At 73.7% G+C, this 20,958-nt stretch carries 21 protein-coding genes; 15 read left to right on the top strand and 6 right to left on the bottom strand.

Annotated elements, in window-relative coordinates; translation table 11 throughout:
- Position 1 precedes the first annotated feature (1 nt).
- The gene (locus tag ABRQ22_RS12625) at positions 2–850 is read left to right on the top strand and encodes a class I SAM-dependent methyltransferase (protein WP_253051622.1); all 849 of its coding nucleotides are present in this window, start codon (positions 2–4) and stop codon (positions 848–850) included.
- Between the two features lie 15 nt (positions 851–865).
- Here the strand turns inward: ABRQ22_RS12625 and ABRQ22_RS12630 are convergent, their stop codons facing one another.
- Entirely contained in the window at positions 866–1,930 is a 1,065-nt protein-coding gene (locus ABRQ22_RS12630) for a LacI family DNA-binding transcriptional regulator (RefSeq protein WP_253051623.1), read from the bottom strand.
- Positions 1,931–2,147: 217 nt separating this feature from the next.
- On the opposite strand from ABRQ22_RS12630, the gene ABRQ22_RS12635 reads away from it, so the two are divergent.
- From ABRQ22_RS12635 to ABRQ22_RS12685, 11 genes are all read left to right on the top strand, one after another.
- Positions 2,148–3,386, top strand: coding sequence for an amino acid ABC transporter substrate-binding protein (locus ABRQ22_RS12635; protein ID WP_253051624.1), 1,239 nt, complete (start codon positions 2,148–2,150; stop codon positions 3,384–3,386).
- A gap of 7 nt (positions 3,387–3,393) precedes the next feature.
- The gene (locus tag ABRQ22_RS12640; protein WP_047230871.1) at positions 3,394–4,278 is read left to right on the top strand and encodes a branched-chain amino acid ABC transporter permease; all 885 of its coding nucleotides are present in this window, start codon (positions 3,394–3,396) and stop codon (positions 4,276–4,278) included.
- Entirely contained in the window at positions 4,262–5,488 is a 1,227-nt protein-coding gene (locus ABRQ22_RS12645; protein ID WP_353706975.1) for a branched-chain amino acid ABC transporter permease, read from the top strand. The genes ABRQ22_RS12640 and ABRQ22_RS12645 overlap by 17 nt, the downstream gene beginning before the upstream one ends.
- Positions 5,485–6,243, top strand: a complete 759-nt coding sequence (locus tag ABRQ22_RS12650; RefSeq protein WP_253051626.1) for an ABC transporter ATP-binding protein — start codon at positions 5,485–5,487, stop codon at positions 6,241–6,243. The genes ABRQ22_RS12645 and ABRQ22_RS12650 overlap by 4 nt, the downstream gene beginning before the upstream one ends.
- Positions 6,236–7,018, top strand: coding sequence for an ABC transporter ATP-binding protein (locus tag ABRQ22_RS12655; protein ID WP_253051627.1), 783 nt, complete (start codon positions 6,236–6,238; stop codon positions 7,016–7,018). The genes ABRQ22_RS12650 and ABRQ22_RS12655 overlap by 8 nt, the downstream gene beginning before the upstream one ends.
- A gap of 8 nt (positions 7,019–7,026) precedes the next feature.
- Positions 7,027–8,259, top strand: coding sequence for a Gfo/Idh/MocA family oxidoreductase (locus ABRQ22_RS12660; RefSeq protein WP_353706976.1), 1,233 nt, complete (start codon positions 7,027–7,029; stop codon positions 8,257–8,259).
- Positions 8,256–9,473: a dihydrodipicolinate synthase family protein gene (locus ABRQ22_RS12665; RefSeq protein WP_353706977.1), complete on the top strand. Its 1,218-nt coding sequence runs from the start codon at positions 8,256–8,258 to the stop codon at positions 9,471–9,473. The genes ABRQ22_RS12660 and ABRQ22_RS12665 overlap by 4 nt, the downstream gene beginning before the upstream one ends.
- Positions 9,470–10,510 carry a sugar phosphate isomerase/epimerase gene (locus ABRQ22_RS12670; RefSeq protein ID WP_353706978.1) on the top strand — a complete coding sequence of 347 codons (1,041 nt, stop codon included), beginning with the start codon at positions 9,470–9,472 and terminating at the stop codon, positions 10,508–10,510. Before ABRQ22_RS12665 ends, ABRQ22_RS12670 begins: the two co-directional genes overlap by 4 nt.
- Positions 10,511–10,602: 92 nt before the next feature.
- Positions 10,603–10,914: a hypothetical protein gene (locus ABRQ22_RS12675; protein ID WP_157759525.1), complete on the top strand. Its 312-nt coding sequence runs from the start codon at positions 10,603–10,605 to the stop codon at positions 10,912–10,914.
- A 127-nt stretch (positions 10,915–11,041) separates the two neighbouring features.
- A complete protein-coding gene (locus tag ABRQ22_RS12680; RefSeq protein ID WP_353706979.1) occupies positions 11,042–11,998 on the top strand; it encodes a hypothetical protein in 957 nt (318 codons plus the stop codon).
- A gap of 55 nt (positions 11,999–12,053) precedes the next feature.
- On the top strand, positions 12,054–12,695 hold the full coding sequence (locus tag ABRQ22_RS12685; RefSeq protein ID WP_353706980.1) for a hypothetical protein: 642 nt from the start codon (positions 12,054–12,056) through the stop codon (positions 12,693–12,695).
- A gap of 10 nt (positions 12,696–12,705) precedes the next feature.
- On the opposite strand, the gene ABRQ22_RS12690 is transcribed toward ABRQ22_RS12685, so the two are convergent.
- Entirely contained in the window at positions 12,706–13,212 is a 507-nt protein-coding gene (locus ABRQ22_RS12690; protein WP_353706981.1) for a winged helix-turn-helix transcriptional regulator, read from the bottom strand.
- A gap of 118 nt (positions 13,213–13,330) precedes the next feature.
- Between ABRQ22_RS12690 and ABRQ22_RS12695 the strand changes: the two genes are divergently transcribed.
- Complete coding sequence (locus ABRQ22_RS12695; protein WP_353706982.1) at positions 13,331–14,839, top strand: MFS transporter; 1,509 nt, start codon at positions 13,331–13,333, stop codon at positions 14,837–14,839.
- Between the two features lie 473 nt (positions 14,840–15,312).
- Here ABRQ22_RS12695 and ABRQ22_RS12700 read toward each other — a convergent pair whose 3' ends face one another.
- Positions 15,313–16,221 (bottom strand): SDR family oxidoreductase, encoded by a 909-nt coding sequence (locus tag ABRQ22_RS12700; RefSeq protein ID WP_353706983.1) that lies wholly within the window; start codon positions 16,219–16,221, stop codon positions 15,313–15,315.
- Positions 16,222–16,306: 85 nt separating this feature from the next.
- Between ABRQ22_RS12700 and ABRQ22_RS12705 the strand changes: the two genes are divergently transcribed.
- Positions 16,307–16,828, top strand: coding sequence for a low molecular weight protein-tyrosine-phosphatase (locus ABRQ22_RS12705; protein ID WP_353706984.1), 522 nt, complete (start codon positions 16,307–16,309; stop codon positions 16,826–16,828).
- Between the two features lie 57 nt (positions 16,829–16,885).
- On the opposite strand, the gene ABRQ22_RS12710 is transcribed toward ABRQ22_RS12705, so the two are convergent.
- The 3 genes from ABRQ22_RS12710 to ABRQ22_RS12720 all read right to left on the bottom strand — a co-directional run bounded on the left by ABRQ22_RS12710 (position 16,886) and on the right by ABRQ22_RS12720 (position 19,316).
- Positions 16,886–17,476 carry a VanZ family protein gene (locus ABRQ22_RS12710; protein ID WP_353706985.1) on the bottom strand — a complete coding sequence of 197 codons (591 nt, stop codon included), beginning with the start codon at positions 17,474–17,476 and terminating at the stop codon, positions 16,886–16,888.
- Between the two features lie 156 nt (positions 17,477–17,632).
- Positions 17,633–18,043 carry an NAD(+)--rifampin ADP-ribosyltransferase gene (gene arr / locus ABRQ22_RS12715; RefSeq protein WP_253051639.1) on the bottom strand — a complete coding sequence of 137 codons (411 nt, stop codon included), beginning with the start codon at positions 18,041–18,043 and terminating at the stop codon, positions 17,633–17,635.
- 85 nt (positions 18,044–18,128) lie between these two features.
- The gene (locus ABRQ22_RS12720) at positions 18,129–19,316 is read right to left on the bottom strand and encodes an alpha/beta hydrolase (RefSeq protein WP_253051640.1); all 1,188 of its coding nucleotides are present in this window, start codon (positions 19,314–19,316) and stop codon (positions 18,129–18,131) included.
- Positions 19,317–19,567: 251 nt separating this feature from the next.
- Between ABRQ22_RS12720 and ABRQ22_RS12725 the strand changes: the two genes are divergently transcribed.
- Positions 19,568–20,917 (top strand): glycosyl hydrolase family 18 protein, encoded by a 1,350-nt coding sequence (locus ABRQ22_RS12725; protein ID WP_353706986.1) that lies wholly within the window; start codon positions 19,568–19,570, stop codon positions 20,915–20,917.
- Positions 20,918–20,958 lie beyond the last annotated feature (41 nt).

Here is a 20,958-nt window from a genome sequence, read left to right on the forward strand (position 1 = left end):
CATGCCTGCCGCGGTCCCCGACACCCCCGCCACCTCCGACCGGGCGGCCGACGTGCCCGTCCCCGCCCGGGACGCCTCGTTCGAGGAGCACGTGGCGTGGGCCCGCGCCGTGCCCGTGGTCGGGTTCGACCTCTCGCCCGTGGCAGACCGCGTCGTCGAGGACGCGCTGCCGTGGGACTACGCCGCGCTCGCTCGCGAGCTGGTCGGCAGCGGGCGCGGCCCGGTGCTCGACCTCGGGACCGGCGGCGGCGAGCTGCTGTCCACGCTGGGCCCGCTGCCCGCCGGGTCGGCGGCGACCGAGGGCTGGGCGCCCAACCTGCCCGTGGCCCGACGTCGGCTGGAGCCCCTGGGCGTCGACGTCCGGGCGGTCGAGGGCGACGAGGAGCAGCTCCTGCCGTTCTTCGACGGCCAGTTCGCGGTCGTGCTCGACCGGCACGAGGAGTTCGACCCCGACGAGGTGCTGCGCGTGCTGGAGCCCGGCGGCGTGTTCCTCACCCAGCAGGTCGACTCGCGCGACGGCCTGCGCCTCAACACCGCGCTCGGCACCGAGCTCCCGTGGGACCCGGACTCCGTGACGCTCGCCGCGGCGGTGGAGGTGCTGCGGGACGCGGGGTTCGTCGTCGACGTCGCGCGGGAGCACGAGGGCCTGCGCCGGTTCCGCGACCTGTCCTCGCTGCTCTGGTACCTCAAGCTCATGGCGTGGCAGGTGCCGGACCTGGCGTCGCTCGCGCCCGAGGCGGTCGCCCGGTACGAGGCGCCGCTGCGCGCCCTGCACCTGCACCTCGCCGCGGGCCACGAGTTCGTCGACGAGGCCCCGCGCTTCCTCGTCGTGGCTCGCAAGCCCTTCTGACGCCCCCGCCCCATTTCATGCCCACAGCGGGCCGGGCCGGGGCGGGGCCGTCGAGTCACGGACCACGAGCTCGTGGTCGGTGCGCTTGCGGCGGGGGCGGCCCGACGGCGGCCGGAGCGCGAGCTCGAACGCCGTCGCCCCCATCTCGCTCATCGGGAGGCGCACCGTGGTCAGCGCGGGCGCGAGGTCCTGGGCGACCTGGATGTCGTCGAACCCGGTGACGGACATGTCGCGCGGCACGACGACGCCGCGCTCGCGCAGCAGGGACAGCACGCCCGTGGCCATGGCGTCGTTGAGCGCGAGGATCGCGGTGGTGTCGGGGCGCTGGGCGAGGATGCGCTGCGTGGCGTCCCGCCCGCCCTCGCGCGTGAACGGCGCGTGCACGACGAACAGGTCGTCGGGGTCGAGGCCCTGGGCCGCGACCGCGCTCCGGATGCCGGCCATGCGGTCCGCGACGGTCGTGAGCCGCTCGGGCCCGGCCGCGACGGCGAGGCGCCGGTGGCCCAGACCGAGGACGTGGTCGGTGAGGCTCGCGGCCGCCGCCTCGCTGTCGGGGAGCACCGCGTCGCTGTGCAGGTGGTGCCGCCCGATGACGACGACGCGCCCCCCGGACTCCTGGAACGCCTCGAGCTCGCGCGCGGCGTCGGCCTCCATCGCGGGCTCGACGTACCCGGACCCGGCGACGAGGATCGCGCCCACGCGGTGCGCGCGCATGAGGCGGATCTGCGTGACCTCGGCGCTGGGCTCGCGCTCGGTGTGGCTGATCTGCACGCTCCAGCCGTGCTCGGTCGCGACGCGCACGACGCCGCTCGCGATCTCGGAGAAGTACGGGTCGCCGATCTCGTAGACGAGCAGGCCGGCGACCGACGTCGTGCCCCCGGCGAGCGTGCGCGCGTGCGGGTTGGCGATGTAGCCCATCTCCGTGGCGACCTCGCGGACGTGCTCCGCGAGCACCTCCGAGACGCCGTCGCTGCCCGACAGCGCGCGCGACGCGGTCGCGAGGGACACGCCCGCGCGCTCGGCGACGTCGACCAGCCGCAGCGCGCTGCGACCCTTCGTGGTCCGACTCTCTCGACGCACCCCTGCTCCGCTCGTCCGTGCGTCGCCCGGTCGGTGGCCCGAAGGCCCTCCCCGACGTGACGCTTGCCACATCCGCTGTCCGCACCGTACTCTAGCGGAAGCGCTTACGAAAGCGCTTTCGCAATGCAGCAGTCTCGTACGGAGCAGTACGGCCTCAGGTCTTCACTACGACGAAGTAGGGAGAGTCACGTCCATGCATTCTCGGTCGACTCCACGGATGTCCACCCGCCCCCGCTCACGCCGCGCGCTCGCCCTCGCGGCCGGCGTGTCCGCGACGGCGCTCGTCCTCACGGCGTGCTCCGGCGGGTCCGACGGCGAGGGCGGAGGCGGCGGGTCCGACGACCCGATCGTCATCGGTATCTCCCTCCCGCTCACCGGCGACTTCTCCGAGCCCGGCAAGGGCGTCCAGCGCGGCTACGAGGCCTGGGCGCAGTTCGTCAACGAGGACGGGGGCCTCCTCGGGCGGCAGGTCGAGCTCAAGATCCTCGACGACCAGTCCAACGCGGACCGCGTCGTGCAGGACTACGAGGCGCTCATCGCCCAGGACGAGGTCGACCTCGTGTTCGGGCCGTTCTCCACGCGCCTCGTCGTGCCGAGCGCCCGCGTCGCCGAGGAGTACGGGATGCTCTTCGTCGAGCCCGCCGGCGCCGCGAACGAGGTCTTCGAGCAGGGCTTCGAGAACCTCTTCTACGCCGCCCCCGCCGTCGCCGACGACCACTACAACTACCTCGCGGACCACATCCTCGACATGCCCGAGGGCGAGCGCCCGCAGACCGTCGCCGTCGCGGCCATGGACGACCCCTTCGCCCAGGGCACGGCCTACGGCCTGCGCGACAAGCTCGCGGACGCCGGGCTCGAGATCGTCGTCGACGAGGTCTACCCGCCCAACACCACCGACTTCTCCTCGATCGCCGCGAAGATCAACGACTCGGGTGCGGACATGGTCATCGGCGGCACGCAGTACCAGGACGCGGTGAACCTCATCGTGGCGCTGCAGCAGCTCAACTACCAGCCCACGCTCGCGGCGTTCTCCACCGCGCCGACCAACCCCGAGTTCTCGGCGGCGATCGGCGCCAAGACCGAGGGCATCCTCTCGCCCACCGGCTACACCGAGACCGCGAGCTGGCCGTCCAACGTCGACTTCGTCGAGCGGTACACGGAGCTGCACGGCAACCCGCCCGGCGAGGACGAGGCCAACGCGTACACGACCGGCCAGGTCGTCGCCGCCGCGGTCGAGGCCGTCGGGTGCGCCGAGCAGGGCGAGTGCCAGCAGGAGCTCATCTCGTGGCTGCGCAGCAACGAGGTCGAGACCGTCGTCGGGCCGCTGACCTGGGACGAGACGGGCAAGCCGCAGGGCGCCCACCTCATCCAGCAGTACGTGGACGGCGAGATCCAGATCGTCCTGCCGCAGGACGCCAAGGAAGCCGACTTCGTCTTCCCCAAGCCGGCCTGGTGATCACCTCGTGACAGGAACGCTCCTCTTCCAGAGCCTCGTGCTCGGCGTGCTGCTGGGAGGGCTCTACGCCCTCCTGGCGGCGGGCCTCACCCTGTACTTCGGCGTGATGCGCGTCGTGATGATCGCCCACTCGGCGTTCCTCATCCTCGCCGCGTACCTCGCCTGGTTCTTCAACCAGCAGACCGGCATGGACCCGCTGCTGTCGCTCGTCGTCACGGTGCCGCTGTTCTTCCTCGTCGGCGTGGGCATGCAGCGCCTGCTCATCACGCGCCTGCGGCCCGCGACGCTCACGATGATGTCCGTCCTCCTCACGTTCGCCGTCGCGCTCTTCATCGAGGGCATGATCGGCTTCGTCTGGAGCGGCACGCAGCGGCGCATCCAGCTCCCGTACTCGGGCGCGAGCATCGAGTTCTTCGGGGCGCGGATCGCCGTCGTGAAGCTCGTGGCCTTCGGGCTCGCGGCGCTGTCCCTCGCGCTGCTGTACCTGCTCATGAAGCACAGCCGGTTCGGCCAGGCGCTGCGCGCGACGATCCAGCACCGCGAGGCCGCGCAGCTCGTCGGCATCAAGACCGACCGCGTCGCGGGCTACGGCTTCGGCCTCGGGCTCGCGACCGCCGCCATCGGCGGGACCGCGCTGTCGCTCGACGCGACGATCTACCCGTCGCTGCACTGGCACTGGATCGGCCCGCTCATGGCGATCATCGTCGTCGGCGGCCTGGGGTCCATCCCGGGCGCCGCGATCGCCGCCATGGTGCTCGGCATCGGCCAGAGCCTGCTCCAGGTGCCGCTCGGCACCACGTGGGCGCAGACCATCTTCTACGTCGCGCTGTTCGCGACGCTGATGCTGCGGCCCCAGGGATTCTTCGGAGGTCGCCTTGCCCAACGCTTCTGACACCCGACCCGCGAGCCGCCGCGCGGCCGCCAGCCCGGTGCCCGACGGCGCGGGCTCGGCCGCCGCTGCCGCCGCACCTCCCGCACGCCGCCCCTGGGGCCGCGTCGTCCGCCTCGCCGTGCTCGTCGTCCTGGCCGTGCTCGTCCTGGCCTTCCCCACGATGGCGCCCAACGCGTACATCCTGTCGGCCGGCATCGTCGTCCTCAGCTACGCGTGCACCGCGACCGCCTGGAACTTCATGGGCGGCTTCACGGGGTACGTCTCGCTCGGGCACGCCGCGTTCTTCGGGCTCGGTGCCTACGGCACGGGCCTGCTGATCCGCGACCTCGGGCTCCCGAGCTTCGCCGCGTGGCTCGTCGCGGGCGCGCTCGTCCTGCTCATCACCATCCCCGTCGGGATCGCGGCGCTGCGCGTGCGCGGCGCGTCGTTCGTCATCGTGTCGATCTCGTTCGTGCTGATCCTGCTGCTCGTCTTCCAGGCGTGGGGGTCCTTCACGGGAGGGTCCGACGGCCTCGTCGTCCCGCGCCCGTTCCCCGACCTGCTGCGGCCCGAGCACCACCGCACGTTCTTCTACCTGTTCGCCGCGCTGCTCGTCGTCATGCTCGTCGCGTGGTGGGCGATCGACCGCTCGCGGTTCGGCACCGGGCTCAAGGCGATCCGTGAGGACGAGGACAAGGCCCAGGCGCTCGGCGTCCCGACGCGCAACTACAAGCTCGTCGCGTACGTCGTCTCGGCGACGTTCACCGGCCTCGCGGGCGGCATGTACGCCCTGTGGTTCGGCGACCTCGACCCGATCTTCCAGTTCTCCATCATGCTCGGCTCGTACATGGTGCTCATGGCGCTGTTCGGAGGCGTCCGGCACCTCTTCGGCCCGCTGCTGGGCGCCGTCGTCGTCGGCACGGGCCTGGAGTACTTCAAGCTCGAGTTCGGCGACACGCAGTTCCACCTCGTCGCCACCGCCCTGCTGCTCGGCGTCGTCGTCCTCTTCATGCCGGACGGGATCATCCCCGCGGCCCAGGCCCTCTTCAAGCGCTTCGGCCCGCAGGACTCCTCGATCCGCGAGATGACCGCGGCCGAGCTCCTCGAGCGCAACCGCGCGGCCGCCGCCCCGGCCGAGGGCGAGCCGACCGCAGGACCCACCACCGCCGTCGTCCCGCCGGACGACGACGGCGACGCGGCCCCTCGGACGGGCCCGGAGGAGGACCGATGACGACGACGACCACCGCGCAGACGACCCGCAACCTCGAGACCGTCGGCCTCACCAAGTCGTTCGGCGGCGTCCACGCCGTCCGCGACGCGACGGTCACGTTCCAGCACGGCAAGATCAACGCGCTCATCGGCCCGAACGGCTCGGGCAAGACGACGTTCTTCAACTGCGTGACGGGCATGATCAAGCCGGACTCCGGCACGGTCACGTTCCGCGGCGAGGACATCACGCGGCGCGCGCCGCACAAGATCGCGCGCGCCGGGATCGGGCGCAGCTTCCAGCTCTGCCGCGTGTTCCCGCGCATGACCGTCCTCGAGAACATGCTCGTCGCGGTCCGCCGCACACGGGTGCGCGAGCTGCTCGCCGGGGCGCGCAACCCCGAGGAGATCGACAAGGCGCGCGCGCTGCTCGTGCGCGTCGGCATCGACCACCTGGAGAGCGTCGAGGCGCGCAACCTGTCCTACGGGCAGCAGAAGCTCCTCGAGCTCGCGGGCGTCCTCATGGGCGACCCGGACACGATCATGCTCGACGAGCCGGCGGGCGGCGTGAACCCGGCGCTCATCGGCCGCATCGGGACGCTCGTGCAGGAGCTCAACGCCGAGGGCAAGACGTTCCTCGTCGTCGAGCACAACATGGACATGGTCATGAGCCTGTCCCACCACGTCATCGTGTTCGACCGGGGACGGCCCATCGCCGAGGGGACCCCCGCCGTCGTGCAAGCCGACCCGCGAGTGCTGGAGGCCTACCTTGGTGTCTGACCCGACCCCCGGGACGGGGGCGAAGCAGGAGTACCTCCTCGAGCTGGACGACGTCCAGGCTGGTTACGGGCGCGCCGCGATGGTGCTGCGCGGGCTGACCATCAAGGTCCCCGCGTCGACGGTCGTGTGCCTCGTCGGGCCCAACGGCGCGGGCAAGTCGACGGTGCTCAAGGTCGCGAGCGGGCTGCTCAAGCCGCGCTCGGGCCGCATCCTCGTCGGCGGGCGCGACGTCACCGGCCAGGGGCCGCAGGAGATGCTGCAGTCCGGGCTCGCGCACGTGCTCCAGGGGCACAGCGTGTTCCGCGAGATGACGGTCGCGGAGAACGTGCTGCTCGGCGCGTACACGCTCCGCGACAAGCAGAAGATCGCGGAGCGCGTGGCGTTCGTGCAGAACCTCTTCCCCATCGTGGGCGAGCGGTGGAAGCAGCTCGCCGGCCTGCTGTCCGGCGGGCAGCAGAAGCAGGTCGAGTTCGCGCGCTCGCTCATGGTGAGCCCCGAGGTCGTGCTGCTCGACGAGCCGTCGATGGGCCTCGACCCCAAGACGACGTCGACCGTGTTCGAGCAGGTCGTGCGCATGCGCGACGCCGGCGTCGCGGTGCTGCTCGTCGAGCAGAACGCGCGCCGCGCGCTCGAGACGGCCGACATCGGGTGCGTGCTCGACCTCGGCCGTGTGCACATCACCGGCCCCGCGCCCGAGCTCCTCGCCGACCCCCAGCTCTCCGAGCTCTACCTCGGCGGCCGGCCCGCCGAGCGCTCGCTCTCGCAGAACGGATGACCGCCCGCATGACCAGCCAGACCACGGACGCCGCAGGGGGCGACCGACCGACCACCCGCACCGTGCGCATCGTCATGAACGGCGTGACCGGGCGCATGGGGTACCGCCAGCACCTCGTCCGCTCGATCCTCGCGATCCGGGACGACGGCGGCGTCGAGCTCGACGACGGCACGCGCCTCCAGGTGGAGCCCGTGCTCGTGGGCCGCAACCGCGCCAAGCTCGCCGAGCTCGCCGCGCGCCACGGCGTCGCCGAGTACACGACCGACCTCGACGCGGCGCTCGCGGACGACACGGCCACGATCTACTTCGACGCCCAGGTGACGTCCGAGCGGACGAAGGCGATCCTCAAGGCGATCGCGGCGGGCAAGCACGTGTACACGGAGAAGCCGATCGCGGAGTCGGTCGCGGAGGGCGAGGAGCTCGCGGAAGCGGCGCGCGCGGCCGGGGTGATCCACGGCGTCGTGCACGACAAGCTGTACCTGCCCGGCCTGCTCAAGCTCAAGCGGCTGATCGACGGCGGGTTCTTCGGCCGCATCCTGTCCGTCCGTGGCGAGTTCGGGTACTGGGTGTTCGAGGGCGACTGGCAGCCCGCGCAGCGCCCGAGCTGGAACTACCGCGCCGAGGACGGCGGCGGGATGGTCCTCGACATGTTCTGCCACTGGAACTACGTGCTGGAGAACCTGTTCGGCCCGGTCGAGGCGGTCATGGCGAAGGCCGTGACCCACATCCCCGAGCGCTGGGACGAGCACGGCAAGCCCTACGTCGCGACGGCCGACGACGCGGCGTACGGGATCTTCGAGCTCGCCGGGGCGGACGGACCGATCCTCGCGCAGGTGAACTCGTCGTGGGCGGTGCGCGTGGACCGGGGCGAGCTCGTCGAGTTCCAGGTCGACGGGACGCACGGGTCCGCGGTCGCGGGCCTGTTCGGGTGCCGCATCCAGCCGCGCGCCCGCACGCCGAAGCCGGTGTGGAACCCGGACCTGCCGACCGACCAGGACTTCCGCGCCCAGTGGGAGCAGATCCCGGACAACCAGGAGTTCGTCAACGGGTTCCGCGCGCAGTGGGAGGAGTTCCTGCGCGACGTCCACGCCGGGCGACCGCACCCGTACGACTTCGACGCGGGCGTGCGCGGCCTGCGCCTCGTGGACGCGGGGTACACGTCGTCGCGCGAGGGACGTCGGGTGGAGCTGGGCGCCGCGTCCGGGGCCGTGGGCGGCGCGGCGTCCGGAGCGGTCGCGTGAGCGGCGCCGGCGGGGTGCGGATCCCGCTGCCCGACGGCGGCGCGCGGCTCGTCGCGCTGCGCGCGCCCCGGGAGTGGGCGGACCACCCCGGCCCGTACGCGTCGCGCGTCGCGTTCGCGGCGGCGCACGTCGTCGCGGACCCGCGGGGCGAGAACGTGCCCGGCGCACCGGCCGTCGTCGACTGGGACTCGACCCTCGCGTTCCGGCGGCACCTGTTCCGGTACGGCCTGGGGGTCGCCGAGGCGATGGACACCGCGCAGCGGAACATGGGCCTCGACTGGCCCGCGGTCCAGGAGCTCGTGTCGCGCAGCGCCGCCCAGGCGCGGGAGCTGGGCGCGCGCATCGCCTCGGGCGCGGGGACGGACCACCGGGCGCCCGACGAGCTGCGGACCGTGGACGACGTGATCGCGGCGTACGCCGAGCAGGTCGCGTTCGTCGAGGGCACGGGGTCGCAGGTCATCCTCATGGCGTCGCGGCACCTCGCGCGCGTCGCGACGTCGGCCGACGACTACCTGCGCGTGTACGACGCGATCCTGTCCCAGGTGTGCGAGCCGGTCGTCCTGCACTGGCTCGGCGAGGCGTTCGACCCGAACCTGCGCGGCTACTGGGGGTCCGGGGACGTCGACACCGCGACCGCGACGTTCGTCGACCTCGTCCGGGCGCACGCCGCGAAGGTCGACGGGGTCAAGGTGTCGCTGCTCTCGGCGGCGCACGAGGTCGGTCTGCGCGCCGTACTTCCCGAGGGCGTCCGGTTGTACACCGGCGACGACTTCCACTACCCGGAGCTGATCCGGGGCGACGGCGAGCGGCACTCCGACGCGCTGCTCGGCGCGTTCGCGGCCGTGGCCCCCGCCGCCTCGGCCGCGCTGACCGCCCTCGACGACGGCGACCTCGACCGCTACGACGCCGAGATGGCGCCGACGCTCGCGCTCTCGCGCCACGTGTTCGAGGCGCCGACGTACTACTACAAGACCGGCATCGCGTTCCTCGCGTGGCTCGCGGGACACCAGCCCGGCTTCACGATGGTGGGCGGGCTCCAGTCGGCCCGGAGCGTCGTGCACCTCGCGCGCGCGTTCGAGCTCGCCAACGAGGCCCACCTCCTGCCGGACCCGGACCTCGCCGCGCACCGCCTCGGCCTCGTCCTCGCGGCGGCCGGCATCGACCGTGGCGAGATCGCGGGCGCGCCCGCCGAGGTCGCGGAGGTGGTCGCATGAGCACCGAGATCTCGGAGTTCCCGTCCTCCGCCCCCCGGTCTTCCGCCGACCAGGCGATCCTGCCCGCCGACCGGGTGGGCTCGGCTCGTCCCAGCGGCGGGACGGACCAGGACCACCTGCTCGGCGGAGCGGTGGGTGTGGTGGACGTGCCCAGCGGGGCGGCGGCTCGGGTGGTCACGCCGGAGCCCGGCGACCCGCGGCTCGCTCGGCTCTCCCTGAACCAGCGGACGACGGCGCACTGGTCGCTGCGCGAGGCGATCGACGGCTGCGTCGCCGCGGGGCTCCCGGCCATCGGGGTCTGGCGTGAACCCGTCGCGGAGGTCGGGCTCGACACCGCGGTGCGGTGGGTGCGCGACGCCGGGCTGCGGGTGTCGTCCGTGTGCCGCGGCGGGTTCTTCACCGCGAGCGACCCGGACGCGCGCGCCGCGGCCCACGCGAGCAACCTCGCCGCGATCGCGGAGACGGCGGCCCTCGGCGCGCCGACGCTCGTCCTCGTCCCGGGCGGGCTGCCCGAGGGCGACCGCGACCTGATCGGTGCCCGGGCGCGCGCGGCAGACGCGATCGCCGCGCTCGTCCCGGCCGCGCGCGACGCGGGCGTGACCCTCGGTATCGAGCCCATGAACCCGATCTTCGCGGCGGACCGCGGCGTCGTCTCGACGCTCGAGCAGGCCCTCGACCTCGCCGAGCCGTTCGCGCCCGCGGAGGTGGGCGTCGTCGTCGACACCTACCACCTGTGGTGGGAGCCCAAGGTGCACGAGCAGATCGCGCGGGCGGGCGCCACGGGCCGGATCGTCAGCTACCAGGTGTGCGACTGGATCACGCCCCTGCCCGCGGACACGCTGCTCGGCCGCGGCATGATGGGCGACGGCCACGTCGACTTCGCCGCGTTCACGCGCTCGGTGGCGGCGGCGGGCTACGCCGGTGACGTCGAGGTCGAGATCTTCCACGCCGACGTCTGGGCCGCGCCCGGCGCCGACGTCGTGGCGACGCTCGCCCGTCGGTACGTCGAGCTCGTCGAGCCCTACCTCGTGCGCTGACGGACGCCGACCGACGGGCCGGGCGAGACCGCCTCGGCCGGTCGGTCGGCGCCGGGTAGGGTGCCCGGAGGCCCGAGCACGGAGGTGGACGGATGGACGGGGCGCCGCGGACGCGGTTCGTGGGCGACACGAAGCAGGCGCGCACGTACGCGTGGTTCCTGACCTTCGCCGCCGTCGTCCCTCCCGCCGTCGTCGCGGTCTTCGTGCTGGGCTGGTATCGCGCCCAGGTGTACGGCTGGACGGAGGGCTTCCGCAGCTACCACGCGGGCGACCCGTTCCCCTGGGGCTGGGTGGCCGTCGGCGTGCTGGCCTGCGTGTTCCTCGGCCGGTTCGCCGTCCGGCAGTGGCGCCGGTACCGCGCGCTCGTGGCCGACGACCGCCGCCGCGGCGTGCGCCCGTCCTGACGGGCATGGGGACCGGTCACCATCGACCTCTCCCGCTCCGCCTCCGTACCCTGTCGGCGGCGCCGGCACGGCGTGGCCGACCCGGGAGCGTGCGGGGGGTGTGGGTGAGAGCGCAGAGGGGCGAGGAATGAGCAGCGGGATGTACGGGGCCGACGTCGAGGCCCTGCGCTCGCTCGCGGGCCGCGTGGCGGACGGCGCGCAGGTCCTGGAGCTGGCCGCGGCGGCGATCGAGACGGCCGTGGGCCGAGCGGGCTGGGAGGGCTCCGACGCCGCCGAGTTCCGCACCGCGTGGACGTCGACCCTGCGGCCGAGCCTCACGGGCACCGCCGCGCTGCTCACGGACGCCGCCGACCTCCTGCGCGGCAACGCCGAGCAGCAGGACGCGACGAGCCGCGACGGTGGCGCGGGCGGTCCGGGCGGTCCGGGCGGTCCGGGCGGTCCGGGCGGCCCCGGTGGGCCCGGCGGACCGGGTTCTCCGGGTGGGCCGGAGGATCCCGTGACCCAGGGCGGCGACGGCGGCCCGCCGGACTGGCTGGTCCCGCCGTCGTGGCTCACGACGGACATGACCCAGGGCGGCGTGCTCAACTGGGTCGCGTCCCAGGGAGTCGACGCCTGGGCCGCGATGAACAAGCTGGACGACCCGCTCAACGTGGCGGGGCTCGCGGACAACCTCGCGTCCGCCGGCAAGGTGCTCAAGGGCGCCGGGTTCGTGTTCGACGGCTACTCGGTGTACAGCGGCTCGGTGCAGGCGTGGGAGGGCTTCGCGGAGGGCGACGGGTTCAAGGGGACGGACGGCGTCATCACCGCGGGGCTCGGCGCCGCCGGCATCGGCGCGGCGATCTTCCTCGCGAGCAACCCGGTCGGGTGGGCGATCGCGGGTGCGGGAGCCGTGTGGGGCGTCGCGACCCTGCTCTCCGGCGACGTCCCCGTGACGAAGCGCATCGCCGACGGCGCGGGCTGGTTGTGGGATCGTGGGGGCGACCTCGCCGACGGTGCCGCCGACCTCGCCGGCGACGTGTGGGACGCGGGCGGGGACTTCGTCGACGGGGCGACCGAGACGCTGAAGAAGGTATGGCCGTGGTGACCGCGGCCCATGCGCCGGACCGCGGCCGCGGTCCGCACGAGGAGAGGGACGACCGATGACCACGCAGACCGAGGCGGCGAGCCGTCCGGACGACGGGCTCATCGAGCTCACGGGGCCGGAGCTGCTCGTGCTCCTGTCGCTCAACGAGGGACCCGCCGCCACGAGGACGCGCGAGAACCTGCGCCTTCCCGACGTGCCCGCCGACTCCCCCCTCCTTGCGGCGGGGCTCAGCTCGCTCGTCGTGCGGCGGCTCGCGCGTGTCGAGGGCGAGGTGCTCGCACCCGTCGGCAACGTCGTCCCGCTCACGCGCGTCCTCACGACCGCGACCGAGTGGGTGGAGGCGGCGGCGATCGCGGACGAGCGCACCAACGCCGCGCTGCTCGTCGGCGCGCAGGGCGGTGCGGTCGTGCTCGAGCCGCGCCCGTTCGGCATCTGGCACGTGCGCCCGCTCCAGATGGGCGACCCTCTGCCCGACGCCGCGTCGCGGTTCGTCCGGGCCGCGTTCGCGCAGCTCCCGGGGCGGCCGTTCGGGGGGAGCGTCAAGGTCGTCGACGCGTCCGGGGCCCGCACCGCCGCCGTCCGCGTCGAGAGCGACGGGACGTGGGAGATGACGAGCGGTCCGGCCGGCGACGAGCCCGCACCGTCCCCCATCACGCCCGACCCGACGTTCGGCGTGCTCGCGACCGCGGTCGCGTGACCCGCGGCCCTCAGAGGTCCTGGAGCGACGCCTCGCGCTCGTCGTAGGCGCTGCGCGCGGCGGCGATGCGCTCCTGGTGCGCCTCGGTCCACACGACGAGCGCCTTGGTCGTCGCGTGGAGGGAGCGCCCCATCTCGGTGAGGGCGTAGTCGACGCGCGGCGGGACGGTCGGGTAGACCGTGCGCTCGACGATGCCGTCGCGCTCGAGCTGGCGCAGCGTGCGCGACAGCATGCGCTGGCTGATCCCGTCGATCTCCCGCTTGAGCTCGGTGAACCGCATGACCCGCCGGTCGAGCAGCGCGATGGCGAGCAGCGACCACTTGTCCGCGATGCGGTCGAGGATCTGCCGCACCTCGCAGTCCTCGCGCGCGTCCCACTGCCAGACCTCGACGTCGCTCTCCCACTTCGCCGGTGGGCAGCCGTGACGGTCCTCGGGGGACGGGACGTCGTCGGGCGCGCCCGCGCGAGCAGCCTCGTGCCCGTCCGCGGTCCGTCCGCGCGCCGCCACGGTATCCACGGTGATACCTGGTGAGTCGAATGTGCCGTCTTCCATGCCTCCCGATCCTGGCCCACGATGGGCTCGGTATCAAGGGGTAACCGAGTACCGAGCGGTACTCAGGAGGAAGGGGACGGGCATGACCGACGGGACGACGAGCCGCAGCCGTGAACGAGCACGAGCGGCGGGACGCTTCACCCTCCGGGACTGGGGGCTGCTGCTCGTGCTGTGCGGGGCGATCTTCCTGGAGGGCAGCGACATCGCGATGCTGTCCGTCGCGCTCCCCGGCATCCGCTCCGACCTGGGGCTCGCGACCGGCGAGCTGGGCGGTGTCGTGACGGCGTACGTCGTCGGGTACGGCGGGTTCATGCTCCTCGGCGGGCGCGCGGCCGACCTCTACGGCCGCCGCCGGATGTTCGTCCTGTGGCTGCTCGTCTTCCTCGTCTTCTCGGGGCTCGGCGGGTTCGCGACCGACGCCTGGATGCTCCTCCTCTCGCGCTTCGTCACGGGGGTGGCGGCCGGGTTCCTCACGCCGGCCGGGATGTCCCTCATCACGACGTCGTTCGCCGAGGGGCCGCGCCGCAACCGCGCGCTCGTCGTGTACGGCGCGGCGGGCGCCGCGGGCTTCTCGCTCGGCCTCGTCGTGGGCGGGCTCCTGGCCGCGATCCACTGGCGGTGGGTGTTCTTCGCCCCGGTGCTGCTCGCCGTCGTGCTCCTCGCGCTGGCCCTGGTGACGGTCCCGCGCGACACGACCGCCCGCGAGCGCGGCGCGCTCGACGTCCTCGGTGCCGTCCTGGCGACGAGCGCCATGGTGCTGCTCGCCGTCGGCATCGTGCGCCTCGAGCACCCGGGCGAGGGGCTCGCGTGGACGGTCGCCGCGCTCGGCGGCGGTGCCGTGCTCCTCGCGGCGTTCGTCGCCCGGCAGCGCCGGGCGCCGCACCCGCTCCTCCCGCTGCGGCTCTTCCGCTCGACCGAGCTGGTCCGGGCGAACGTCACGGCGGTGCTCTTCGCGGGCGGGTTCTACGGGTTCCAGGTGCTCCTCACCCTCTACCTGCAGGAGCTGCGGGGCTGGACACCGCTGCAGACCGGGCTCGCGATGCTCCTCATGGCGATCGACGTCGTCCTCGCGCCCGTGCTCACACCGCGCCTCGTCGAGCGCTTCGGGGTGCCGCGCGTGATCGTCGGCGGTCTCGTCGCCGGGACGCTCGCGGCGGCGTGGTTCCTCGCGTCGGGGCTCGACTGGACGTACGCCGTCATGGTCCCGTCGATGGCGCTCGTCGGGGTCGCGTTCGCCCTGGTCTACGGGCCGATCGCCATCGCGGCGACCACGGGCGTGACCGACGCGGAGCAGGGCGTTGCCGGCGGCGTGCTCAACACGGCGTTCCAGCTCGGTGCGGCGATCGGCATCTCTGCGGCGACGGCCGTCAGCGTCCTCGCCCTCGGCGACGCGACGGGGCCGGAGGCAGGCCTCGCCGCCTTCCACACCGCGCTGTGGGTCCCGGTCGCGGCGTTCGCGCTCGCGGCGGTGGCGATGGGAGCGCCGCGCCGCCGTCGGCCCGTCGTCGAGCCGGCCGGTCCCGCCGCCGCCGCGACCCCGGTCGCCGAGGCCGCCCTCCCGGAGCCCGCCCCGGCCCCGGTCACCCGTTGAGCGCAGGAGAACAGTCGCGTCCGGACGTGCCGGACGCGACTGTCTCGTGCACGCAGCGCAGGGCGCGGGCAGCGAGAAGCCCGCGGGCTGGAGGGTTCCTCCTGTCGTGCTGGACGAGGGCACGACACCCGCGGGCTCCGGTGGTTGCGTGGTACTCGCTCGCCGTCGGGCGTCTCCCCTCGGGAGACCCCGCCCGGTTCACGGGCTCACCGCATCCGGTCCGTTGCTGGATCGGTTGCGCGACGACTAGCGCGCAACCACCTCACGAGTCCGAAGAATCTTCACTTCCAGGACCACCTCCTTTCGCGTGTACGACGACGGTACGTCCGCCCCCCGCGGCGACGCCAGGGGTTTTCGCGCACGGCGTGGAACCGCCGAGATCGACCCGCCCGTCGCCGGATCGACCCACCGAGGGTCGATCTCGGACGTGCGGGTCGATCTCGCGCTGGCGCGCCGACGGCAGCGCGCCGAGCTCACGCGGGGCGCAGGTGCGCCCACTCCTCGGGGTAGTCGTCGAGCCACGTGGCGAACGACTGCGCGGGGCGCTCGACGAGCCGGGGGACGGCGTCGCTCACGTGCGCGAGCTCGCCCGCGGCGATCGCCGTGTACGACGACACCCAGCCGTCGACCTCGAACCGCGGCACCCCGTACCGCTCGCGGGACGCGTACGCCTCGTCGACGGTCTCGGCGTGGTACGTGATGTCGCGGCCGGTCGCGGCGGTCAGGGCCTGCGCGACCTCGTCGAGCGTGAGGGCCTCGGGCCCCGTGACGTCGTAGGTGACGCCGTCGTGGCGGTGCGTGTCGGCGTCGAGCAGGACGACGGTCGCGACGTCCGCGATGTCGTCGTGCGACACGGACGCGACCCGCCCGTCGCCCGCGGGTCCGCGGATCACGCCGTCGTCGCCGACCATGAGCGCGAGCCCGCGGTGGTAGAGGTTGTCGCGCAGGAACGTGTGCCGCACGCCCGTCGCGCGGATGTACTCCTCGGTGCGCCAGTGGTCGCGCGCGAAGGTGAAGACGGCGTCCGGTGCCGCGCCGACGAACGACACGTAGACGAGGTGCCCGACGCCCGCCGCGATGGCGGCGTCGACCGCCGCGCGGTGCTGCGCGACGCGGTCGAGGTCCTCGTGGGCGGACACCAGGAACACGGTGTCCACGTCGGTGAAGGCGGCGACCATCCCGCGCGTGTCCGTGTACCCGTCGACGACGGCGACGTCCGACTCGGGGAGCGGGTCGTCGCCGAGGCGGGGCGCCCGGGCGGCGTCGCGCACGACGAGGCGCTGCGTCGCGCCCTCGGCGGCGAGGCGGAACGCGAGCTTCGACCCCAGGAGCCCGCTCGCGCCCGTCACGGCGATCCGCCCCGACCCCGCCCCGATCATCATGTCCTCACGGTAGACGTGGCGGTCGCGGGCCGCCCGGCGACCGGCCGCACGTGAGGAGCGCGCGCGCCTCCCGCAGAATGGGCCCATGACCAGTACCGAGGCCCCCGTGCCCTACCGCGTCATGACCGTCTGCACCGGCAACATCTGCCGGTCCCCGATGGCCGAGGTGGTGCTGCGCGACCGCTTCGAGGCGGCCGGGCTCGGCGACCGCGTCGTGGTGGACTCGACGGGGATCAGCGACGAGGAGCGAGGGAACCCGATCGACCGCCGCGCGCGGGCCGTCCTCGCCGAGCACGGGTACGTCGTCGACGGGACGCACCGCGCCCGACAGGTGCGCGCGGGCGACCTCGCCGCGCGGGACCTCGTGCTCGCGATGACGTCCCAGCACGCCCGCGCCCTGCGCCGCCTCGACGCCGCCGGCCCGGTGCGGATGTACCGCTCGTTCGACCCGGCCGCTCCCCGCGTCGCGCCGGGCGAGCCCGAGCACGTGCTCGACATCGCCGACCCCTGGTACGGCGGTCAGCAGGACTTCGAGGACTGCCTCGCCGAGGTGGAGGCCGCCGCGGACGGGATCGTCGACTTCGTCCGCACGCGGCTCGACGGCTGAGCGTCGGTCGGGCGGTCGCGCTCCGCCGCCGCGACACGCCGCGGACCCGGGCAACCGTCAGTGCGGATGCACGCGACGCAGGTCCGCTTCGCCAAGGCGCGCTCGCGGTCCTGTGGACCAGCGGAAACGTTCGAGGAACGCGTCGAGCACGGGGACGCGGCACAGGAGGACGAACAGCGCGTAGCCGAGCACGCCGCCCACGACGTTGAAGAGCAGGTCGTTCACATCGGCGATGTGGCCGCCCCCGAGCAGGTGCGAGGTGACGTACTGGACGACCTCGATCGCCAGGCTGAAGGCCGCCGCCGCCGCCACGGCGCGCCACCACGACGTCCGCGCCAGGAGGAGCGGCAGGAGCATGCCCAGCGGCACGAACACGAGGACGTTCATCACCGCGTCGGCGACCTCGTAGTCCGCCAGCGGCACGAGGGCCAGGTGGGCGTTCCACGGCGCGCTGCTCACCGGCTTGTCGAGGAAGATCGGGAACACCGTGTTGGCCACGACCCCGGCCGCGTAGACGGCGAGCGCGAGCGCGACGGCGGCCCGCGGCACCGTGAGCCGGTCCGCGCGGCGCAGACGCCGGAGCAGCATCCCGAGCACGGCGGCAGCCAGGGGCACCACGACGGGCAGGACAGGGACCTCGCGAAACACTCGTACCGCTCCTTCTGCTGGGCACCTCGCGCACGACGTCGCCGACGGTAGTGCCGGACCGCCGTCGGAGTATCCACCGAGGGTGCGAGCCCCGACCCGGCGCCCTCCCCCTGCGGTGGGAGACGGCGTGTGCGCGGCGCCCGGGAGCGGCAGCACTCAGTTGATGATCTCGCCCCGCTCGTCGGACAGGAGAGCCGCCAGACGCGCGCGCCAGGCCGCCAGCGCCTCCTCGCTCAGCCGCGGCCAGTCGGTGACCTCGCCGACCACCCGCAGCGGTGCGCTGCTCCGGTACGACCGCGTCGGGTTGCCCGGGAACTTCTTGTCGGTGACGTTGGGGTCGTCCTCGAACGGACCCGTCGGCTCGACCCGGTAGACCCGAGGTGCCGCGTCGCCGGCCGCGAGCTCGGCGGCGAGGCCGGCGCCGTCCACGAGGGCGGTGAAGTACACGTGGTTCATGGTGACCTCGGGCCGGTAGTTCGACCGGAAGCCCGCGGTCAGCAGGTCGCCCTCCCGGAGATCGGCCTTGGTGCCGTGGAAGAAGGGCCCCTGGTCGAGTGTCTGGCTCACCTGCTCACCGTAAGGCCGCGGGTGCGCGGGGCGGGTCGCCCTGGGCGGGGTGCGGCGTCGTGGTCCAGCCCCGTCAGCGCTCCGCTCACCGGCGGCCGGCCCTCGTGCCGCGCAGCGTCCCGACGGCGGAGCCCACCGCGCGCGCGACGGCCCGCCCGGCACGGTGGGCGCCCGCCCCGAGGCGGGAGAGCAGCGGACCGAGGCCGCTCGCCGCCCGTGGTGCGTCGTCCGGCGCGGGTGCCCGGTCGTCGTCGGGCACGGGAGGCGTGGGACGCGGGAGGTACGCGCCGACCCACTGCGCGATCCGCCCGTACGCGAGCGCGCGCACGGGCCGGGCCGAGAGCACGACGTCGTGCAGGGCGCCGTCGAGGCGCGCGACCGTGACCAGATCGCCGAGCTGGACGGACCGCTGCGCGACGCCGTCCACGTCGATCGCCGTGTCCGTGTGCATCATCTCGGGCGTCCAGCGGGGCAGCAGCGTGCTGCGGGCGGAGAGCAGCACGAGCACCGGCGCCCCGATGGACAGGCCGCGCGCGACCGTCTGCTGCCCGTGGAAGACGGCGGACAGCCACGCGGGCGTGGTGCGGAACCCGTGCTGGGGGCGCCACGCGAGGTCGTACGTCCACTCGCCGTCGAAGTCCTTGCTCACCGATCGCGTGTAGAAGCCGAGGTCGACGTTCGGCAGCGGGCGCGTCGGCGTGAGCCGCGCCCTCGCCCCGATCACGGGCTCGAGCAGCAGGCGCCCGACCTCGCGCGTCTGGAACTCCAGCCACGGGCTGTTGAGGACGAGCGCCGCCGCGCGGCCGGGGTTCCGGGCGAGCCAGAGGCTGAGCGTCAGCCCGCCCGTCGAGTGGCCCATGAGCACGAGCTCGCGCGGCGAACGCCCGTCGCCGTGGTGGCCGATCGCCGCGAGCGCGGCCTCGATGTCCTCGTCGTACGTCGCGAGGTCGGTGACGTAGCCCGGCGTCTGGCCGGGCCGCAGGCTGCGCCCGTACTTGCGCAGGTCGAGCGCGTGGAAGCGTGCGCCGTGCGCCTCCCAGAAGTCGGCGAGCTCGGTCTGGAAGAAGTAGTCGGACCACCCGTGCACGTACAGGACGTCGAGATGCTGCCCGTCCCCCGCGGTGGTCCCTGCGCCGGCGCCGTCCGCCGCGGCTCCCCCGGGCCGACGGCGCCGCACGAGCGTGGCGACGACGTCGCCCTCGTCGTCGGGGGCGAGCGGCAGCGTGAGCTGCTCGTAGTCGTCGCCGAGGACGTCGGGCTGCCAGTCGGCCATGCGGCCGACCCTAGGCGCCCGGGCGCGAGGCCGCTCGGCGCGGCAGCGCCGGCGACGTGCCGCGCCCCCGACGTCGCGTGCGTCGGCAGGTCCGGGACCACCCGTACACCCCGCGGGTCCGCGCCCGGACGAGCCGTGCGGATCGTGTGGTTCTCCCTCATGCGCGACGCCGTGGCCCGCTTGCAGACTGGCGGGATCATCGGCCGACGGCGCCCGCCTCGGCCGCCGTGCGACCGAACTCGAGGTGCCCCGTGAGATCTCGTCCGACCCCGCTCCTCGCCGGAGCGGCCACCGTCGCCCTGGCGGCGGCCCTCGTGGGCGGCGCGGCCGTCGTCCCGGGTGCGCTCGCCCCCGCGGCCGCGGCCCAGTGCGCGGCCACCGCCTGGGCGGAGGGCTCGACGTACACCGCCGGGACCCAGGTCACGTACAACGGGCGCACCTACACCGCGCGCGTGACGCACACGGCCTACGTCGGGGCGGGCTGGACCCCCTCGTCGACCCCGACGCTGTGGTCCGACGGCGGGGCGTGCGACCCGACGGACCCCACCGACCCGACGGACCCCACGGACCCGACCGACCCCACCGACCCGACCGACCCCACCGATCCCACGGATCCCACGAACCCGACCGATCCCACGGACCCCACCGACTGCGCGGTGCAGGGCAAGCCGGCGGGCAAGGTGCTCCAGGGGTACTGGGAGAGCTGGGACGGCGCGTCCAACGGCGTGCACCCCGGCCTCGGGCACATCCCGATCGACGACCCCCGGATCTCCGCGCACGGGTACAACGTCGTGACGCTCGCGTTCCCCGTGATCCTCTCGGACGGCACCGTGCTCTGGCAGGACGGCATGGACACCGGCGTCGACGTGCCCACGCCCGCCGAGATGTGCGCGGCGAAGGCGAACGGGACGCGCCTGCTCCTGTCGATCGGCGGCGCGACCGCCGGGATCGACCTGTCCAGCCCGGCCGTCGCGGACCGCTTCGTGGAGACGGTCGTGCCGATCCTGCGCGACAACCACTTCGACGGGATCGACATCGACATCGAGACGGGGCTGTCGGGCAGCGGGAGCATCAGCACGCTGTCGACGTCGCAGTCGAACCTGATCCGCATCATCGACGGCGTCCTCGCGGAGATGCCGAGCACCTTCGGCCTCACCATGGCGCCCGAGACGGCGTACGTGACGGGCGGCAGCGTCGTGTACGGCTCGATCTGGGGCTCGTACCTGCCGATCATCAAGAAGTACGTCGACAACGGCCGCCTGTGGTGGCTCAACATGCAGTACTACAACGGCTCGATGTACGGCTGCAGCGGCGACTCGTACGGTGCCGGGACCGTCCAGGGCTTCCAGAAGCAGACCGACTGCCTGAACGCCGGACTGACGATCCAGGGCGTCACGGTGAAGGTGCCCTACGACAAGCAGGTCCCGGGGCTCCCCGCCCAGGCGGGAGCGGGCGGCGGCTACATGGCACCGTCGCTGGTGACGCAGGCGTACCAGCCGTACGCGTCGCGCCTGAAGGGCCTCATGACGTGGTCGATCAACTGGGACGGCTCCAAGGGCTGGACGTTCGGCGACAACGTCCGCGCGCTCCAGAGCCGCTAGCCGCTCGGACGCCGCTCCGCCGAACACGACATGGGGGTCGT

The sequence above is a fragment of the Cellulosimicrobium sp. ES-005 genome (assembly GCF_040448685.1).
Classification (GTDB): Bacteria; Actinomycetota; Actinomycetes; order Actinomycetales; family Cellulomonadaceae; genus Cellulosimicrobium; species Cellulosimicrobium cellulans_G.

Excerpts from the sequence above, each read along its gene's own strand:
- ABRQ22_RS12625 (WP_253051622.1), top strand. The coding sequence starts at position 2 with ATGCCTGCCGCGGTCCCCGACACCCCCGCCACCTCCGACCGGGCGGCC.
- ABRQ22_RS12635 (WP_253051624.1), top strand. The coding sequence starts at position 2,148 with ATGTCCACCCGCCCCCGCTCACGCCGCGCGCTCGCCCTCGCGGCCGGC.
- ABRQ22_RS12650 (WP_253051626.1), top strand. The coding sequence starts at position 5,485 with ATGACGACGACGACCACCGCGCAGACGACCCGCAACCTCGAGACCGTC.
- ABRQ22_RS12660 (WP_353706976.1), top strand. The coding sequence starts at position 7,027 with ATGACCAGCCAGACCACGGACGCCGCAGGGGGCGACCGACCGACCACC.
- ABRQ22_RS12670 (WP_353706978.1), top strand. The coding sequence starts at position 9,470 with ATGAGCACCGAGATCTCGGAGTTCCCGTCCTCCGCCCCCCGGTCTTCC.
- ABRQ22_RS12675 (WP_157759525.1), top strand. The coding sequence starts at position 10,603 with ATGGACGGGGCGCCGCGGACGCGGTTCGTGGGCGACACGAAGCAGGCG.
- ABRQ22_RS12680 (WP_353706979.1), top strand. The coding sequence starts at position 11,042 with ATGAGCAGCGGGATGTACGGGGCCGACGTCGAGGCCCTGCGCTCGCTC.
- ABRQ22_RS12685 (WP_353706980.1), top strand. The coding sequence starts at position 12,054 with ATGACCACGCAGACCGAGGCGGCGAGCCGTCCGGACGACGGGCTCATC.
- ABRQ22_RS12695 (WP_353706982.1), top strand. The coding sequence starts at position 13,331 with ATGACCGACGGGACGACGAGCCGCAGCCGTGAACGAGCACGAGCGGCG.
- ABRQ22_RS12700 (WP_353706983.1), bottom strand. The coding sequence starts at position 16,221 with ATGATGATCGGGGCGGGGTCGGGGCGGATCGCCGTGACGGGCGCGAGC.
- ABRQ22_RS12705 (WP_353706984.1), top strand. The coding sequence starts at position 16,307 with ATGACCAGTACCGAGGCCCCCGTGCCCTACCGCGTCATGACCGTCTGC.
- ABRQ22_RS12720 (WP_253051640.1), bottom strand. The coding sequence starts at position 19,316 with ATGGCCGACTGGCAGCCCGACGTCCTCGGCGACGACTACGAGCAGCTC.